At 30.9% G+C, this 19109-nt stretch carries 15 protein-coding genes and 1 tRNA gene; 6 read left to right on the forward strand and 10 right to left on the reverse strand.

Annotation, left to right across the window (positions count from 1 at the left end):
* Window positions 1-25 precede the first annotated feature (25 nt).
* The gene (gene gltX / locus ACVC3Y_RS14135; RefSeq protein WP_452227235.1) at window positions 26-1534 is read left to right on the forward strand and encodes a glutamate--tRNA ligase; all 1509 of its coding nucleotides are present in this window, start codon (window positions 26-28) and stop codon (window positions 1532-1534) included.
* 58 nt (window positions 1535-1592) lie between these two features.
* On the opposite strand, the gene ACVC3Y_RS14140 is transcribed toward gltX, so the two are convergent.
* Window positions 1593-2279, reverse strand: coding sequence for a hypothetical protein (locus ACVC3Y_RS14140; protein ID WP_303421416.1), 687 nt, complete (start codon window positions 2277-2279; stop codon window positions 1593-1595).
* Between the two features lie 73 nt (window positions 2280-2352).
* On the opposite strand from ACVC3Y_RS14140, the gene ACVC3Y_RS14145 reads away from it, so the two are divergent.
* Window positions 2353-3294: an SPFH domain-containing protein gene (locus ACVC3Y_RS14145; RefSeq protein ID WP_452227236.1), complete on the forward strand. Its 942-nt coding sequence runs from the start codon at window positions 2353-2355 to the stop codon at window positions 3292-3294.
* The gene (locus ACVC3Y_RS14150) at window positions 3284-3814 is read left to right on the forward strand and encodes a hypothetical protein (protein WP_452227237.1); all 531 of its coding nucleotides are present in this window, start codon (window positions 3284-3286) and stop codon (window positions 3812-3814) included. Before ACVC3Y_RS14145 ends, ACVC3Y_RS14150 begins: the two co-directional genes overlap by 11 nt.
* Before the next feature lie 50 nt (window positions 3815-3864).
* Here the strand turns inward: ACVC3Y_RS14150 and ACVC3Y_RS14155 are convergent, their stop codons facing one another.
* The 4 genes from ACVC3Y_RS14155 to ACVC3Y_RS14170 form a co-directional block, all read right to left on the reverse strand.
* Window positions 3865-5022: a GNAT family N-acetyltransferase gene (locus tag ACVC3Y_RS14155; protein ID WP_452227238.1), complete on the reverse strand. Its 1158-nt coding sequence runs from the start codon at window positions 5020-5022 to the stop codon at window positions 3865-3867.
* 71 nt (window positions 5023-5093) lie between these two features.
* Window positions 5094-5579 (reverse strand): DUF1761 domain-containing protein, encoded by a 486-nt coding sequence (locus ACVC3Y_RS14160; RefSeq protein WP_303421408.1) that lies wholly within the window; start codon window positions 5577-5579, stop codon window positions 5094-5096.
* Between the two features lie 29 nt (window positions 5580-5608).
* Window positions 5609-9235 carry a S8 family serine peptidase gene (locus ACVC3Y_RS14165; RefSeq protein WP_452227239.1) on the reverse strand — a complete coding sequence of 1209 codons (3627 nt, stop codon included), beginning with the start codon at window positions 9233-9235 and terminating at the stop codon, window positions 5609-5611.
* A 167-nt stretch (window positions 9236-9402) separates the two neighbouring features.
* Window positions 9403-11403 (reverse strand): glutamine--tRNA ligase/YqeY domain fusion protein, encoded by a 2001-nt coding sequence (locus ACVC3Y_RS14170; RefSeq protein WP_452227240.1) that lies wholly within the window; start codon window positions 11401-11403, stop codon window positions 9403-9405.
* Between the two features lie 127 nt (window positions 11404-11530).
* Between ACVC3Y_RS14170 and ACVC3Y_RS14175 the strand changes: the two genes are divergently transcribed.
* From ACVC3Y_RS14175 to ACVC3Y_RS14185, 3 genes are all read left to right on the forward strand, one after another.
* Complete coding sequence (locus tag ACVC3Y_RS14175; RefSeq protein WP_303421403.1) at window positions 11531-11740, forward strand: zinc ribbon domain-containing protein; 210 nt, start codon at window positions 11531-11533, stop codon at window positions 11738-11740.
* Between the two features lie 66 nt (window positions 11741-11806).
* Window positions 11807-12178 (forward strand): dihydroneopterin aldolase, encoded by a 372-nt coding sequence (gene folB / locus ACVC3Y_RS14180; RefSeq protein WP_303421401.1) that lies wholly within the window; start codon window positions 11807-11809, stop codon window positions 12176-12178.
* Window positions 12179-12274: 96 nt separating this feature from the next.
* A tRNA-Cys gene (locus ACVC3Y_RS14185) sits at window positions 12275-12345 on the forward strand.
* Between the two features lie 806 nt (window positions 12346-13151).
* On the opposite strand, the gene ACVC3Y_RS14190 is transcribed toward ACVC3Y_RS14185, so the two are convergent.
* From ACVC3Y_RS14190 to ACVC3Y_RS14210, 5 genes are all read right to left on the reverse strand, one after another.
* Window positions 13152-13829, reverse strand: a complete 678-nt coding sequence (locus ACVC3Y_RS14190; protein WP_303421399.1) for a LysE family translocator — start codon at window positions 13827-13829, stop codon at window positions 13152-13154.
* Between the two features lie 39 nt (window positions 13830-13868).
* Window positions 13869-14546 (reverse strand): head GIN domain-containing protein, encoded by a 678-nt coding sequence (locus ACVC3Y_RS14195; protein ID WP_303421397.1) that lies wholly within the window; start codon window positions 14544-14546, stop codon window positions 13869-13871.
* 62 nt (window positions 14547-14608) lie between these two features.
* Window positions 14609-14908, reverse strand: a complete 300-nt coding sequence (locus ACVC3Y_RS14200) for a heavy metal-binding domain-containing protein (protein ID WP_452227241.1) — start codon at window positions 14906-14908, stop codon at window positions 14609-14611.
* A 212-nt stretch (window positions 14909-15120) separates the two neighbouring features.
* A complete protein-coding gene (rnr, locus tag ACVC3Y_RS14205; RefSeq protein WP_452227242.1) occupies window positions 15121-17316 on the reverse strand; it encodes a ribonuclease R in 2196 nt (731 codons plus the stop codon).
* 198 nt (window positions 17317-17514) lie between these two features.
* Window positions 17515-18966, reverse strand: coding sequence for a T9SS type A sorting domain-containing protein (locus tag ACVC3Y_RS14210; RefSeq protein ID WP_452227243.1), 1452 nt, complete (start codon window positions 18964-18966; stop codon window positions 17515-17517).
* Window positions 18967-19109 lie beyond the last annotated feature (143 nt).

Genomic DNA, 19109 nt, shown 5'->3' on the forward strand with positions numbered 1-19109 from the left:
TTGCAATCATTCAAAATACAATAAAATGACCAAAAACGTTAGAGTGCGTTTTGCACCAAGTCCAACTGGACCTTTACATATTGGAGGAGTTCGTACTGCTTTATTTAACTATTTATTTGCAAAAAAACACAACGGAACTTTTGTGTTACGCATAGAAGATACAGACCAAAATCGTTATGTAGAAGGCGCAGAAAAATATATAGTAGATGCCTTAAATTGGTGTGCTATTCCTTTTGATGAAGGACCAGGTAAAAACGAAAAATTTGGACCATATAGACAAAGTGAACGTAAAGATTTATACAAACAATATGCGGAACAATTAATTGCGTCTGGAAATGCTTATTACGCTTTTGATACTGCAGATGCTTTAAATACACACAGAAAAGAACATGAAGCCAATAAAAAAACGTTTATCTATAATTGGCATAATCGTTTAAAATTAAGCAACTCTTTATCGCTTTCGGCAGAAGAAGTACAAACAAAATTGGATGCTGGCGAAGATTATGTAATTCGTTTCAAATCACCACAAGACGAAACATTGGCACTTACAGATATAATTAGAGGAAACATTAGTATTGATACTAATATTTTAGATGATAAAGTTCTGTTTAAAAGTGATGGTATGCCAACCTATCATTTAGCAAATATTGTAGATGATCATTTAATGGAAATTACACATGTAATTCGAGGAGAAGAATGGTTACCAAGTTTGGCTTTACATTATCAATTATATAAAGCATTTGGTTGGGAAGCTCCTGAATTTGCACATTTACCTCTTATTTTAAAACCTACAGGGAAAGGAAAACTAAGCAAACGTGATGGTGATAAATTAGGCTTTCCTGTGTTTCCATTAGAATGGAAATCACCAGAAGGAGAAATCTCTAGAGGTTATAAAGAAGATGGCTATTTTGCAGATGCAATGGTGAATTTTCTAGCGTTTTTAGGATGGAATCCAGGAACAGAACAAGAGATTTTTAACCTAGATGAATTGGTTGCTGCTTTCGATTTAGATCGCGTAAATAAATCTGGAGCACGTTTTGATCCAGACAAAATAAAATGGTTTAACCATCATTATATGCAAGAGCAAAGCAATGATGCTTTAGCGGTTATGTTTCAACAAAATCATGATGAATTAAAAGATATAGACGTAAATTATATTGCTATGGTTGTTGGCTTAATTAAAGAACGTGCAACTTTTGTAAGCGACTTTTGGGATTTAAGTGCTTTCTTTTTTACAAGTCCAAAAACTTACGACGAAAAAGCATATAAGAAAGCAATGAAAGAAGGTACTCGTGAATTAATGAGTGAGCTTTCATTATTAATAAATGCGATAGAAGAATTTAATGTAGAAAATCTAACCACTACTATTAAAACTTGGATTACCAATAAAGAAATTGGTTTTGGTAAAGTAATGATGCCATTGCGATTAGCACTAGTAGGTGCTTTACAAGGACCAGATGTTTTTGATATTATGTACATGATTGGTAAAAACCAATCTTTAGAACGAATAGAAAATCTAACAAAAACTATTTAATACAAAAGCGAGCTTAACAGCTCGCTTTTTACTTTTATAAATATAAAAATATATAGGTTTAAAATGTAATCATAAGGGTAAAAGCCAACATGGATTGGTTTCCTTTAAACTTACTACCGCCACTTCCGGAGGTATCAAGATTATTTTTATTAAGCTTACCAAACATGTTTGTAAATCCGTAAATATATTGTGCTTTAAGTCTAAAATGACTAACTCCAGCAGATAAACCAATAGCTCCATCTACATTAAATTTAGAAATATCACTTATGTCTTTCGCTAATAAATTATCGTAGTTATTAATAATAAAATTTTCCTGGTCGTCGTCTTTTAATTCAAGTTCACTATTGTATTGTAACATTGGTCCAACGTCTAGAGTTAAATAACTTTCTATAATTTTTATGTGTGCTTGTAAAGATATTTGCGCTGTAAATAATTTATAGTCTACATATTCATCCACCGTTGCTAATGCAAAAGGTCTAGAAGCTATTCCAATAGTGTTTTCAGACAATTGAATGCTATAACTCATGTTATAAAATTTGTGAGGTAAATCTACAGTAGCAGATCCTCCCCCTATCCATCCATTACCTGCTGTAGTTTCAAAATTATCTGTAATAATATCAAATTGCGTTAAACCCCCTTGAATTCCTAGGCCATTTTTAATAGGAACCGTTCTATGTTGCGCAAAATTAATTGTAACAAAACCTACAGAAAGTACTACTAATAAGATGTATTGTTTAAATTTCATAATTCTTTATGTGTTTGGACAAATATAGTTTAATTTTAAAGTCATATTATTTTAACCATTAAAAAAACAAGTTATGGGACAATTTCTTTTTATACCAATTATTTTTTTCGGAATAATCATCTTGATTTCTTCTATTTTTACCGTAAAACAACAAACAGCTGCTATAATAGAACGCTTTGGAAGGTTTCAAAGTATACGCCAGTCTGGATTACAGTTTAAAATTCCAATAATTGATAAAATTGCAGGTCGTTTAAGTTTAAAAATTCAGCAATTAGATGTAATTATTGAAACAAAAACAAAAGACGATGTATTTGTAAGACTAAAAGTTTCTGTACAATACAAGGTTATTAAATTAAAAGTAGAAGACGCTTTTTATAAATTAGATTATCCACATGATCAAATTACAAGTTATGTTTTTGATGTTGTTCGTGCAGAAGTACCAAAAATGATATTAGATGATGTCTTTTTAAAGAAAGATGATATTGCTATTGCAGTAAAATCGGAGCTTAACGAAGCAATGCTGGACTATGGTTACGATATTATTAAAACCTTAGTAACAGATATTGATCCAGATGCGCAAGTAAAAGAAGCAATGAATAGAATTAATGCTGCAGACAGAGAAAAAACTGCGGCACAATATGAAGGAGATGCACAACGTATTTTAATTGTAGAAAAAGCAAAAGCAGAAGCAGAAAGCAAACGATTACAAGGACAAGGTATTGCAGACCAACGTCGTGAAATTGCTCGAGGTTTAGAAGAATCTGTTGAAGTACTTAATAAAGTTGGTATTAACAGTCAAGAAGCATCTGCACTAATTGTAGTAACCCAACATTATGATACCTTACAAGCTATTGGTGGAGAAACGAATAGTAATCTAATTTTACTACCAAACTCTCCTCAAGCAGGAAGTAATATGTTAAACGACATGGTTGCTAGTTTTGCAGCAAGTAATGAAATTGGTGAAGCAATGAAACAAGCTAAATTAAATAAGAAAAATAAAAAAGATGAAGAATAAACTACAACTGCTATTTCTTCTTTTTTTTAGTTGCTCTTTAAGTTTTGCTCAAGATAAAACAGCTCTTAAAGAAGAAGCTTTAAGAGATGCAAAGATTACTAGTGAAGCAACTCTAAAAAAAGATTTTAAAACCGTTTTAAAACATACTCACCCTAGTGTTATTAAATTAATGGGAGGAGAAGAACAAGCTTTAAACCTTGTGGAGACTACTTTTGAATCTATAAATGCACAAGGCATTGTTTTTGAAAAAGCAGATGTAATTAGCGTTTCGGATGTGGTTTTTGAACAAGACGAATACAGATGTCTTGTAGAAGGATACAACCAAATGAAAATGCCTGGAATGCGAATTAAATCTAAAAGTCACTTATTAGGTTTTTATAATGCCCAAGAAAAATTTTGGTATTTTATTGAAGCCGAAAAAATGAATAACCAAACAGTTGCAGAAACTTTATTTCCTGGATTTGAAACAAATATGGAAATTCCTAATGATACGATGGAATCTGAAGAAATAGAAGACTAAATTTAAACACATAAAAACGAAAAACCTCAAAATGATACTTTGAGGTTTTTTTATTTAAATGGATGCCGTTCTTGCCACTCTCTTATTGGGTTCATGTATTTAACAATTAACTTTAAAACCGTATTAGCAATAAAATTATTCGTGTGTTTTAAATACAAAAACATCTTGTTTGGTTTTGCTCCTATAGAGCTTTTAATTTCCATTGCTGTTCTTGCAAAAACAATAGTCTCAAAATTATTTTCGATACCAAAACTAACCATATTATACAACATGTTTAAATACATTTGATGTGCATGTTGAAGGTCTGGATTATATCCTAAAAAATAAGTTTCTAAGTTGTTATTATTTAAGATTAAAGTATAAAAACCAACTAATTCTGTATTTAAAAAGAAACCGAATACCTTAAAATCTTCTTTTAAATGTTCTTTTAAGCTATAAAAATGATTTTTAGATAGTTTAAACGTGTTTATTCCTGCGTTGTCTGAAACACACTCGTATAATTCGAAAAGTGTATTAGCATGCTTCTTTATGTTTTCTAAATCAAGTTCTAAAAGCTGCAGTGAATTTCCTTTTTTTCTTGCTCTTTTAAAACGATCTCTATATTTTTTTTTGAATGCTGCGATATAATCTTCGTTGGTATTCCATTCGTCAAGAATAGGAAACAACATATTGGGTTGTACTTGTACTTTATATAGGTTTTCTTTATTAAAAAAAGCATGACTATTATGAATAAGATCGGTTTCAAAATAATCTTTAAAGGCAATGATTCTAATCTTTTTATTATACTCTTTTTTTATAATTTTTCTTAATTCTACTATAGCTTCACCTATTTGATTAAGAAATTCTTGTTGCGAAATTTCTTCGGTTAAAAAAAACAAACCATGTTGTCCTGTATGCATTACATTTCCAACAATTAAGGCGTTACCTTTTACAATTTGAGCTATCATTTTTTTTGCAAAAATTTTGAAGGTATTAGTAGATGTTTTTCTAAAAATATCATCTGCATACATTTCTAAACGTTGCAAAATGGCTATTCCAACTAATTTTTCGGCTTTATAAACGGTCAAATAATAAGATGTAATATTACTAGGTGAAGACTGTTCTAATGCTTGTAAAAAAGGAGTTTTTAAGAATATATCTTGTATTGGTAGTGCATCCCAGGATTCTGGAAGTGTATCAATAGTATTAAAAAGTTTAAAGTGTATCAAATAAAAGAGAAATAAAAAAGACTGAAATTAAATAATTTCAGTCTTTAAAGGTATAAAATCATTACAATATTTTACAAACCACAAAGTAAAGCTCCCATTACGCCAAGCGTAACAATCCAATACCCCGAATTAATAAAAATATATTTTGCGCTTTTACGCTCAAACAATGCTATTGTTCCTATAATTGGTAACGCACCAAAGATACCAAACATAGTACCATGCAATGCGCCATGTTTAAAAGTTCTAAAAGCATTGCCATAATCTGCCATAAAAGCTTCAAAAGATGGTAGTGCCACTTCTGGGTCTCCTCCTATCATTCCAACAGCTCCCCATTGGTGGTTGGTGAAATTCATTAATAATACGGCCAACATAGCTGCAAAAACTAAAGATAATCCAAAGATTTTTGCCATATTTCCACCCTTCATTTTCTCTTCCGTCATACCAGATTCGCGCATCCAAATACTTCCAAATACTTTTGGGTTATACCAAATTGCTCCTATTACTAAAGCTGCAACTGCTGCAACAGGAATTGCCCAAGGGTTAATAAATTGTTCCATTTTTTAAGTTTTTAGTTAGTTAAAAGACCTTAATTTATTATTAATTTCTTAATTATATCTTGATTATTAACTTTTATTTTTAAAAAATAAAGGCCTGCTGCGTATTTTGAAACATCCAAACGATGTTGTGCATTATTATTAAAAGGAGTTTTAGAAACAGTAGATATGCTTTGTCCAAGGTTATTAAATAATTCTAATTGATATGAATTACCTATTTGGGTATTAATACTAATAGTTACGATTTCTTTTGCTGGGTTTGGATACACATAAATTGCTTTCTCTAATGTGTTTTCTGTAATAGATAATGGATTTTCATCTTTAATTAAATTAATATTATCTAAAAAAGTATTGTTACTGTAATTATTTATATTTATAAATCGCAGTACTATTTGTTCGCCAATAAAAGGTGTTAAATCTATACTCTCTGTTCGCCAATTAGCTGCACTTGCAGGAGACCATCCAGAATTAGTATAAGGTACTGTTGCTAAATCCAAGCCATCTTTAAAATAAATTTGCGTAAAAGAATCTCCACAATCTATAGAAACTTCCACACGAAAAGCATCATTATAAGATGAAGACCATTGTGCTTTTGCTATATCGAATTTTAATTCAGCAGTACCATCAAAATCTAAATCATAAAAGGTCGTTGTCATAGTATCTTCTTGTCCTGTACCGGAATAATTAGCTCCATTTACGTAGGCAGTTTTTGTTAGGTTTCCATCGATACCAATAATATTACTTGCTTCCACCCAAGTTCTAGCGTTATCTGGGTTACTTATTGTCCAGCCGGTTGGAACGAAACCATTTACTTCAAAAGATTCTTCTATATCTAGTACTGTTCCGCTTACCTGCGCAAAATAATCTAAGGTTTTTTCATTATTATTAATAAACTCATCCCCAATAAGTGTCGTCCAAACTTTTAAAGTATCTTCCTCATTAGCTGTTAAATTTACAGGTGTTGTAAAAGTAAATGTCTCGGAAGCTCCGGATGCCAAAGTACCTGAATACATTTCATCAACCACCGGATTTGCTCCCATTTGGTAAGAAATCATAAAATTAGATTGTGGGTCTGTACCTTCATTGCTAATAGCTGCAGAAATAATAACTGGATCGGCATTACAGATGGTGATAAAATCAGCAGAAGTATTATGAATTGTTGTAACCGATAAATCTTTACTTAACGGGCAATTAAATAAACCACCACCTGCATAATTTACTGCATTGCTAATTAATCCTTCCCAGTTATTTCCTCCTTTAGGGCTAACAGCCACCCAAATTTGCGTAAAAGGGTCTGTAATAGGAATCGCTAAGGATGTTGCTGTTGTAGTTCCTGCTACTTCCATAAACTTTTCCCCTAAAAAATATACATCATACGATGTGGCATCTGTAACAGCATTCCAGGTCACTGTTACTTCTGTAGGACAAATTTGGGTAATATTAACACCTGATACTCTTTCTGCAATAGAAAAATTATCTATACTTTGATCGGATAAAGTGCCATTAGAAATTCTAACTAAACAAGTACCAGAAATAGTGGATGGTACAGTCCATGTATAATTTGTTGTTGTTGCAGCAACAGATGTAATTGCTGTCCAACTTGCCCCATTATCTATAGAGTATTCTAGGTCTGTAGATCCCGTTGTATTTACGGCATCCCAATGAATTACCTCTTGAGTTCCTGGCTCCAATTTTTCTCCTCCAATTGGATACGTAAGTGTTAACCCATTTGTAACAATTTCATAAACCACATAATATTTTTGAGGACCAATTGGAACATTAAATCCCGCTATGTTAATATTGTATGCTCCAGCAGTTGGATTATTAATTAAAACTTGTTCCATATTGTTCAAACGGTCTACTCCTGTTGTTGCAGGTGTGCTTAATGCTGCTGCATTTGGTGTTGTATCTAAAACCCATGGTAAATGAGTAGCACCTCCTGGAGCTGTTACTACTAAATCTAAGTCATTTACTAAAGCAGGAGAAGCTGCTGGAGCTGCTGCTTCATCACTCCAATACACCATAAAACGGATTTGTGCAGTATTTGCTGGTACATACATTAAATGGTTATTATTTACTCCTTGTGTCACTGTACTATTTATATAACGTCCTTGTTCTATTAATTTTACAGCTTGCAGTCCGTTTACCATACCCCAACCAAAACTAAAATCAGGTCCAATATTTCCATAATCATTTGCTGTATTTAATAAGGTTGCTTTAATTAAAGCAGATTCTGGTAATGCGCCACCATTTAAGTCTGCATACGCTTCATATAATTGAGCAGATACTCCAGCGATACCTGGTGCTGCTCCAGAAGTACCACCAAAAGTTTGATAGGTATTATTTTCTGCTGCAGATTCTTGATCTTGTCCATGCGCTGTAATATCTGGTTTAATACGACCGTCTGTTGCTGGTCCATGACTACTAGAAGTAGCTAACGTACCGTCAAAGTATGTGTTAGCTGTTGCTATAACATTTTTACCTTGTTTATGCCCTCCTGTAATATTTCCCCAACCAGATCCTGCACCATAACCACAGTTACTAGTTCCAGAATTACCTGTAGAAAATACATGCAATAAAGAAGGCGTGGTATTTATTTGTGCATCTACCGTATTTGAAATAGTAGTATATCCATCATTACATCCATCTCCATAAGAAGAGTTTGTTATTTGAACCGATCCATTATTAATTAAAGTTGTAGTTTCTGGGTCTAAAAAGGAAGCAACATAATTAGTTACATAGAGGTTAGCACCTGCTGCCATTCCTCTTTTTCGTGGGTCTAAATTCCCTGCTCCTGTTAGAATTCCAGCAACCCCATCTCCATGAGTATTTCCTGTTGTTGTTGTTGCTGAGTTATCTATTCTTCCTTGAAAATCAATATGTGGTCCTACAACACCATCATCTCTAACTAATACACCAATACCAGCTCCTGTATAATTTCTTCCGATTGATGTTTGCGAATCTAGATTAGATGCTCTATGTAAATTTCGCCCTCTATCATCTTCTTTAACTGCAGGTGCAGGAATAAGTTCTACCCATTTTACAAAAGATTTAGATACAACAGCATCTATTTCTGCATAAGGAACTGCTATTTGTAAAAAATGATGCCCTTTATAATTTTCTTGAATGGTTACTGCTCCTATTTTTGATAATTCTGTAATTACAAAATCCTTATTAATAAAATCATAATACTCTAACATAATAAGCACTTTATTTCCTTGCATAGCATAATCATCGATGGTATTCGATTTAATATTTAAGGATTTTTTAAAACTGTTTTTAATAGGAATAATAGAACGTACTCCAGACAGTTTTAAGTAATCTATATTGGTATACTTTGGGAAATAAAAAAGATACGTTTTATCGGGGTAATAAGCGATAAGTTTTAGTTTTCTAACTTTAAATTGATCTTGAATATTTTGAGAAGGTGTTTCATTAAATTGCAGCCATCCAAAATAACCATTTCTAAATTTTGCAGATTCTGGCATATCCACCCAATTAAAAGAATCTATATTATTTGGCATGTTTATTACCTCATCTTGGAAGTAAATAGAATTTGAATTTTGCGCTTGAATAATATTACAATTCAAGAAAATTATTGCAATAAAGACATAACAAAGCATGCCAAAAAGGCCTTTAGGTTGGTTTCGTTTTTTCATAATGTACTTAAGAGGTACTTAGAGTAAAACTCTTTTGTACCTCATTTAATGGTTGATTAATAGCGTTTAATAAATAAAATAATAGATTACTAAGGTAGTAATTTATTTCTCCTATTTATTAAAAAAAAAAATTAACTATATAATTACCATGACATTAGCAAAAAAAATTAAAGTTTAGAAGCTTCTGCAACTAACAACTCATTTTTGTCCTCTAGTGCTTTCGTTATAAAATCGTTTATAACATCATTTTTTTCTAAACCTTTTTCTAATAAAACACTTAAAGTTAACATGACTCCTATTCTAGTTCCAGCTTTTTTTACTGCTGTTGCAAAAAGAGGTTCTAATTCTTCATAAGAAACATCTTTGGCTAATTCTAGTATTTCTGCTCTTACTTTTAGTTGTTTTTCTTTAGGAAGATTGGTGTATTTCTTACCAAATTGTTGAATTACGCTAATTGCTTTTCTTTGGTTTTGTTGTTGTGGTTTTTGTTGGTTATTGTTTTCTTTAGGCTTTACTTTTGCCCAAGAATCTCTTAAACCTACAGTTTTATTAAATACTAGTTTATTTGAAGTAGTATCATTATCTACATTAAAATAACCCAAACGTTGAAATTGAAACTGCTCCCCAACTTTAGCTTCAGTTAAACTTGGTTCAACAAATGCGGTTGTGACTTTTAAAGAATTAGGGTTAATAAACTCCATAAAATCTTTACCTTCTTGGTTATCTGGAGCTTCATTAATAAACAATCGATCATATTCTCTAACTTCTGCTTGCACCGCATGTTTTACAGAAACCCAATGTAGTGTCCCTTTAACTTTTTTAGTAGTATCCTTAGAATAGGTACAATGTACTTCCGTGATGTTTCCATTAGCATCTTTAGCTACACTCTCAGCTTTAATGATATAGGCATTTTTAAGTCGTACCTCACCTCCCAGTTTTAATCTAAAAAACTTAGTACTAGCTTCTTCTTTAAAGTCATTTTTTTCAATATAAATTTCTTTTGAAAATGGCACTTTTCGGCTACCAGCTGTAGCATCTTCGGGGTTGTTTTCTGCTTCAAACCATTCTTCTTTATCTTCAGGATAATTAGTTATTACCACTTTTAATGGATCTAAAACAGCCATTACTCTGGGTGCTACTTTATTTAAATCTTCACGAATACAAAATTCTAAAAGCGAAACATCAATAACATTTTCACGTTTTGCTACTCCTACTTTTTCTATAAAATTTCTTATAGAATTTGGCGTATAACCTCTTCTTCGTAAACCAGAAATAGTTGGCATTCTAGGATCGTCCCAACCAGAAACAATTCCTTCTTCCACCAATTTAAGAAGCTTTCGCTTACTCATAATGGTATAACTTAAATTTAAACGCGCAAATTCTCTTTGTTTTGGTAACAATGGATATTTGCTAGCGCTTAATGGATATACTTGTTCTTTAAACCAATCGTATAATTTACGATGCGGTTTAAACTCTAATGAACATAGGGAATGTGAAATTTGCTCGATATAATCACTCTCACCATGCGTCCAATCGTACATTGGGTAAATACACCAATCGTTTCCTGTTCTATGGTGATGTGCATGCATAACGCGATACATGATAGGATCTCGCATAAGCATGTTTGGATCTTCCATGTCTATTTTTGCACGTAAAATATGCTCACCTGCTTTAAATTCTCCGTTTTTCATACGAAGAAATAAGTCTAAATTTTCATCTACACTTCTATCTCTAAACGGGCTATTTGTACCAACTTGTGTAGGTGTTCCTTTTTGTTCTGCCATGGCTTCGCTAGATTGCGAGTCTACATAAGCTTTACCTTCTTTTATTAGTTGTATAGCCCAATCATATAACTGTTTAAAATAATCTGATGAATATACTTCATTTGCCCATTGATACCCTAACCAAGCAATATCACGCTTAATAGCGTCTACATATTCTTGTTCTTCTTTTGCTGGATTGGTATCATCAAAACGAAGGTTTACAGGTGCATTGTATTTTTCACCTAAACCAAAACTAATACCAATTGCTTTGGTATGACCAATATGTAAATAGCCATTTGGTTCTGGTGGAAAACGAAAACGTAGATGCTCTTTTGGCATTCCGTTTTGTAAATCTTCTTCTACAATATGCTCAATAAAATGGAGCGCTTTAGCTTCTTCAGACATAATTATTTTGCTTTATAAACTGAAATACAAAACTAGTCAAATTTATAGTAACTATGTATTTACAAATAAGTATAAATTTTGTAACTTTTTTGAGGAATTTAGACTTATCAGTAAATCAACAAAAATTATGGAACACATTAACTATCATTGTCCAAAATGTAATAACAATTCTTATACTACTGGGCAAATGCGAGCAACAGGAGGAACTTGGTCAAAAATATTTGATGTACAATCGCAAAAATACACTTCGGTAACCTGTAATAACTGTACTTATACTGAGTTTTACAAAGCAAAAACAAGTGCTATAAGTAATATATTTGATTTATTTACAAACTAATAATTCTATTTTAAAATACATTACATATTTTATCTTTAGTGTAATGTATTATACTACTTTTGCGCTATGGGAATAATTAAAGTAGAAAATATTCGTGTTTTTGCACATCATGGTTGCTTAACCGAAGAGACAAAAATTGGTAGCGATTATCGTGTAGATATTAAGGTAAAAGCCGATTTACAAAAAAGTGCAAACACAGACGATTTAAAAGATACTGTGGATTATGTGTTTTTAAATAAAGTGATTCGTGAAGAAATGGCAAAACCTTCTCATTTATTAGAAACCGTTGCAAAACGTATTTTAACTCGTGTTTTTAATGAAGATAAATTAGTTACTATTGCTACAGTTGCAGTGAGTAAAATTAACCCTCCAATTGGTGGAGATGTAGAAATGGTAACGATTGAAATTACCGAAAAAAGAAAAAGTACATCTAAATAGCGTAAAAAGGGAATTATTTTTATATTTGCCTTCTCGTTATAAATAATGGGTTTTCTACTTTAAAAGTATAAAATCACCTTTTTTATGAGAACAAAAGGTGTCGTGGCCGAGTGGCTAGGCAGTGGTCTGCAACACCATCTACAGCGGTTCGAATCCGCTCGACACCTCAAGAAACCTTCAACAAAAGTTGAAGGTTTTTTTTATTTTAAATTTTAAGAAAATTTATAGTAAGATTAATACAGCGGTTCGAATCCGATAGACACCAAAGAAAATTTCAATATGAATGGAGTTTTTTAATTTAAGAAATTTAAAAAAAATAGAGTAAGGTTTGTACAGTAGTTCGAAAGAAAGAAACGACACCTCAAGAAACCTTCAACAAAAGTTGAGGGTTTTTTTTATTTTAAATTTTAAGAAAATTTATAGTAAGATTGATACAGCGGTTCGAATCCGATAGACACCAAAGAAAATTTCAACATGAATGGAGTTTTTGTATTTACAGCTAAACAAATATTAAAACTTAATGAAATTCTTATTTTCAATCTTGTTTTTTACACTTTATTATCGTGTGGCTGTAAGCATGAAGTAATAGAGTCTTCAAAAATTGTTAGACTAAATAATGAAGAAATTACAATATTGACTGAAACATTGTTTATTGTATAAAAGTCAAAGGTAGCTTTGACTTTTTATAAAAATTTTCGTTTAAATAAGAATGGGTTGATTTTATCCAATAGTGTAAAAATTGGAAAGTGGAAAAGAAACAGATGGATTTATCTGGATACTGTAGATTTAAGCTTTCTAATTAATTCTATTAGTAAATATAAAATGAAGGTTTATTCACAATATATGGATTCTAAAAAGGGGTATTAATAGAGGAAAAAATCTATTTAAAAGGAAATTTTATTGTGGATACTAAATTAGAAAAAGGACTAGATTTTTGATATTTATAAATAACAACTACTCATTAAGAGTACTATTAAATAGGGCTGATCTGCTCTAACTTATCTTTAATAAGTTCTTTTTCTTTAGGAAAAAAACCTTGTACTAAAAGTAAAATGCCAAAACCTAAAATTACAAGAGCTACTATTTTTTTTGTCTTAAAAATACGTCTTGGTGTTAATTTATTTTTAAGTGTTTTTGCAGCAACAATCTTTAATAAATCTACTAAAAAATAAACCAATAAAATAGTTCCTAAAAATATTTGCAGTTGTTTTGTATTTTCTGTTAAAGAGTTACCAATTACAATAAAACCAAGCCAACCAAGTAGCACACCAATGTTTATAAAGTTAAGTAAGAAACCTTTAATAAATAGTTTACCATAATCTTTTTTAAATTCTACTCTATGATATTCTCTAACAATTTCACGAAAAGATTTTGAGGTTTTAATAAATGAAATTAAACCATAAGCTGTTAATAAAACACCTCCAAAAATAAGAAAGCTAGGATCGTCTTTTACTTTCTCTAGAAGTTTATTGGTACTATAAAAAGCAACAATAATGAAGAAAATGTCTGCTAAAATTACTCCAGAATCAAATATTAAAGCACTTTTTATTCCTTTGGTAGCACTAGTTTCGAGTAGTACAAAAAAAACAGGTCCTATGGTAAAAGATAGGATGATTCCGAAAGGAATTGCTGTTAAAATTGCATCGAGCATAAGAGATTATTTCTTACAAATTTAAGAAAAAGGATAGGATTATTCTTTAATAATAATTTTTCCTCCTAAAATAGTATTTTCATCTACTATTTCTGGATTTCCATAAATATAAACACTTCCTCCTGCTCTAACTTTAGCTTCTACTTTTTTAGTAGTATGAATATGTGCAACTCCAGCAGCTTTAATAGTTACAGTAGCATTTTCTGAAATTAAATCTTTTGCTTTATAAGATCCTCCTGTGTTAATATCTATGTTCTGATTAGTAGTAGTACCAGAGATATTGATATTTGCTCCAGAAACCGATTTAATATCTAAGTAATTAAGATCTTTAACTTGTAAGGTAACGGTTCCTCCTTCTTGTGCTTTAACGTTTAAATCAAACTGTTCTATAACATCGTTAGAGCCTATAAAAGTACCTTCGTTCGCATCAATAACATCTAAAGAAGTATAATAGACCTGAACTGTTGTTTCGTCTCCATTAAATGCTTTTTGTAATGTCATTCTAATTTTAAGAATATCTTTTTTGTGAACAATTACAAGATCTTCGGTGTTTTTACCAGAAACAACAACTTTATTTTCGTCTGCTTTTATAAGTTCTACCTCTATACGATCGTAAACTTTAATTTCACTAAACTCTCCAATTGTTGTTTTTTGAGATTCTTGTGCAAAGGTTGTAATTGTGGTTATTAAAAAAAGAAAGTATAGAAGCTTTTTCATGATAAATAAATAATAAATTATTAAGTAAATTTAATAAAAATAAATATTTAGTTCCTTGACTTTTAGGCAACTTTAACAGCTGTTCCTGTAATAGATACCATTAGAATTCCGGAAGTTGCCATCGTTTCTAAATCTATAGTAATACCTACAACAGCATTAGCATTTAATGCGGTGGCATTTTTTTTAAGATCTTGAAAGGCTATTTCTTTTACAGATTCAATATTACTTTCTAAAGCATCAAAGTATTTTTTCATACTAAAAGACATTCCGGTTTGTTTTCTATTTACTGCTACACCAGTAATAATACCTAAATAGTCATGAATTTTATGTCCTTCGATTGTGTTTGTTGTGGTTAGAATCATTTTTTATGTTTTCTAATTAGTAGTATTGTTTCTCTATTTGTTACCATTTGCGTTAACGATTGAGGCTTTGTTGAAGCTCTTTTTTACAGCTTCTTAAAAAAGCTGTAAAAAAAGCGACTGCTGAAAGCGTGGTACTACGTAGTTTTTACGAAGTAGTAAACGCTATAAAAAATTTGAAAATTAATTACTTAAATATACTAATTATACTTGTGTTATTCTGGTTTTCCTATAAGTGTAAAATCTAAGTGTTTTTTAACTAAATCTGCATTTTTAACTTTTACAATTACCTCATCACCAAGTTGGTACATGGTTTTTGTATCGCGACCAATTAAGGCAAATTGTTCTTGGTCGAACTCATAATAATCGCCTTTAATATCTCGAGTTCTTACCATTCCTTCGCATTTATTAGAGATAATTTCTATATAAATTCCCCAATCTGTAGCACCTGAAATAACACCTAAAAACTCTTCGTCTTGATGGTCTTGCATAAAACGAATTTGCATGTATTTAATAGAATCTCTTTCGGCTTTTGTAGCTAGATATTCCATATCACTAGAATGTTTACAGCGTTCTTGATATACGTCTGCATTAGCAGATTTTTCACCATCTAAATAGCGTTGTAATAAGCGATGTGCCATGACATCTGGATAACGACGAATTGGTGAAGTAAAGTGACTATAATAATCGAAAGCTAGTCCGTAATGACCAATATTTTTGGTAGTATATTCTGCTTTAGACATGGTTCTTATAGCTAAAGTATCTACTAAATTTTGCTCTTTTTTACCTTGAACATCGTGTAATAATTTGTTTAACGAAGATGCTATTCCTTCTTTACTATTAAAGTTTAATTTATGTCCAAACTTAGCAACTACGCCTTGTAAAGCCATAAGTTTTTCTTCGTTTGGTTCGTCATGCACACGATAAACAAATGTTTTTTCTGGTTTTTGCTTACCTACAAATTCGGAAACCTTTCGGTTTGCTAATAACATAAATTCTTCAATTAGTTTATTAGCATCTTTACTAGTTTTAAAGAAAACGCCAACGGGATTAGCGGCTGCATCTAAATCGAATTTTACTTCTACTTTATCGAAAGAAATTGCTCCAGAACGCATGCGTTTTCCACGCATAATTTTTGCGAGTTCATCCATTTTTAAAACAGCATCTGCTATGGCTTGGTCTGTTTTATATGCTGTACCAGTAAGGGAAACTTCTTGTGGAATGGTATTGTTTTTATTTTCAATAATCGCTTGTGCTTCTTCATAAGCAAAACGAGCATCTGAGTAGGTTACTGTTCTACCAAACCATTCGTTTTTTATTTCTGCTTTAGCATTTAATTCAAATACAGCAGAGAAGGTATATTTTTCTTCATGAGGACGAAGCGAACAAGCGCCATTACTTAATATTTCTGGTAGCATTGGTACTACTCTATCTACTAAATATACAGAGGTTGCACGTTCGTAAGCCTCATCGTCTAAAACGGTTCCTTCTTTTAAATAATGTGAAACATCTGCTATATGAATTCCTATTTCATAATTACCATTTTCTAAAACGGTAAAAGAAAGTGCATCATCAAAATCTTTAGCATCTTTTGGATCTATAGTAAAGGTTAAATCTTTACGCATATCACGACGTTTTGCTATTTCATCTGGTTGGATGTTTAAATCTATGTTATTAGCATAGTCTTCCACTTCTTTTGGGAACTCATAAGGCAAGCCATAATCTGCTAAAATAGCGTGAATTTCGGTATTGTGTTCCCCAGCTTTTCCTAGAACTTTTAATACTTTTCCGTTTGGAGAATCTGCTTTTTCTGGCCAATCTTCCATAGAGACTAGTACTTTATCTCCATCTTCAGCTTTCATGGTTTTATTGATTGGCACAAAAATATCTGTTTTCATTTTGTTACCATCTACTACTACAAAGGCAAAATTCTTTTTAGCATGAATTTGAATAATACCAACGTATTCGGTTTTTGCACGTTTGATAATGTTGGTAATTTCTCCTTCTAATTTACCGCGTTTTCTACGTTTATACACATAAAGTTCTACTTCATCACCATTTAATGCTTTGTTTACATTATTAGAAGCTATGTATATATCGTCTTCAAAATCGTCACAAATTACGTATCCGTTACCACGTTGTGCAGCATCAAAAATTCCAGTATGATATTCGGTATTATTAATTATTTGAAACTTGCCACGATCTATTTCTTTAATTTCTTCTTTCGCTTTAAGTTGTTGTAATTTTTTAATGATTTGGTTTCTACTGCTAGCATCGTTAACACCAAGCTTAGCAGCTATTTGTTTATAATTGAATGTTTGGTTTCTGTCTTTTTTTAAAATACTAAGAATAGTATTTGTAAGGTTGGAAATCTTATTATGTGAAGGTTTCCTGTGTTTCTTTTTACTCATTTAATTTTTGTAATCTTTTGAATTTCTAAGTTATGTGAAATTCTGTTATTATATAGCGTTTTACGTGGAGAAATTTCGCTATTTGTTTTTACAAAGTTACGTTTTTAATATTAAATGGATATTTCTTTAATGTTATGGTTATAAAAAGACTTCATTTATTTGAAAGTCTTTTATAAATTTAATAGGTTTTTACTAAAACTATTCTATAATAAATTTCTTTATTATTTTTCCTTTTGCTGTATTAATATTAGCAAAATAAATTCCTTTAGAATATTTTGAAACATTTATTTTTAGTTGGTTTTCTTCAGAAATTAATTGACCTAAATTATTGTAAATAATTACTTTTTTAAATTCTGAATTATCTAATAATTCTATGTTTAAAAAAGTTGATGTTGGGTTTGGGTAGATTAAAATTTTACTTTCTAAAAATTCATTAATTGATAGTAATGTAGATAAATCATATACAGTTGTATAGTTATTATACCCAACACCTATAACTAAAGTAGAAGCATCAGATGATAAATTAATACTTTTAATACCTGCTTTTATTATATCCTGTCCTTGTTGTACCCAACTATTATTAATCCACTTAAATATTCTTACAAAACTTGGGTTGTTCAAGCTTCCATCTGAACTAACTGCTAAAATAGTACCATCTGAAGATAATTTAGCATTAGTACCAAATTCATCATTATAAACATCTCCATATAAACTTTGCCCTTTTTGAACCCAATTATTATTTATTTTTTCAAATATTCTAACACGACCAGAATGATTTGCATTAACTGAATTACCAATTGCACCAATTGCTATAAAATCTCCATTTGAAGATAAATTAACACTACTACCAGATTCGTCTCCATATGTATCTCCATCAATATCTTGACCTATTTGAGTCCATACATTATTTATATTTTGATAAACACGTGTATGACCAAACTTAGTAATACTTGTACCTTCCGCTCTATTATCAGGAGCACCAATAGCTATAATATTACCATTTAAAGATAAATTGATGCTATAACCTGAATGATCATTATCGCTTTCACCAAAAATATCTTGCCCTATTTGAGTCCAAGAGTTATTTTGTAATTGATAGATACGTACAAAACCAGAATTTGAACCATTTCCATCATAATAAGTACCACTTATAGCTATAATATTACCATCTGAAGAAACATCTACTGAATAACCAAATAAATCTCCTTCTGCTTCTCCATTAATTTTTTGACCTATCTGAGTCCAAACATTATTAATATTTTCGTAAACTACTATTTGTCCTGAATTATCTCCATTATAATCATTACTTATTGATCCTATAATAATTCTATTACCGTTAGAAGATAAACTAACACTATGACCTAGAGCATCTCCTTCAGATAGACCATCTATATCTTGTCCTACTTGAATCCAATGGTTACCAATATTTTCAAATACACGAACTTGACCAGAATTATAACCAAAACCATCTGTAAAACCATTTCCATCATTAGATCTTGCTCCAATAGCTATTATATTACCATTATATGAAGTGGATACACTCCATCCAGATTCATCTCCTTGTGCTTCTCCATCAATATCTTCTCCTATTTGAATTTGACTAAAACAAATAAATGGGAAAATTAATAGTATAAATAATATCCTCTTCATATCAATGATTTTAATTATTACTCTAAAGTAAATAAAAAATTAGTTATTCACATATATATATATAATCATCTTTTTCTTTTAAAAATTTAAAAAAATAATGTTGGTTATTATAGCTTGTTAATAACGGTATAACTTTATTAGTT

Source organism: Lacinutrix cladophorae (assembly GCF_053604645.1).